Source organism: Schumannella sp. 10F1B-5-1 (genome assembly GCF_006517535.1).
Classification (GTDB): domain Bacteria; phylum Actinomycetota; class Actinomycetes; order Actinomycetales; family Microbacteriaceae; genus Schumannella.
Genome location: NZ_VHQH01000106.1, coordinates 1 through 213, shown reverse-complemented (window position 1 = coordinate 213; position 213 = coordinate 1). Strand labels below are relative to the sequence as shown.

Genomic DNA, 213 nt, shown 5'->3' with positions numbered 1-213 from the left:
ACGGCGCCGAGGTGCAGGTGGGCAAGTTCCGGCTGACGTTCTACGCCTCGCGCGCCGACCGGGTTCCGACCCGCTGATGCCGGCGTCGTCCGCGGCCCGCTCGCAGAGCGGGTCCCCTCTTCTCAGCATCGGCCAGGTGCTCGCGCGCCTCAATCCGGAGTTCCCCGACCTCAGCCCCTCGAAGCTGCGGTTCCTGGAGGAGAAGGGGCTCGT

General features: G+C 70.9%; 1 pseudogene. It reads left to right on the top strand.

Going from position 1 to position 213, the window contains the following annotated elements:
* Positions 1-76: 76 nt before the first annotated feature.
* Positions 77-213 (top strand): annotated as a pseudogene (locus FJ658_RS16920) (MerR family transcriptional regulator); the annotation flags it as partial.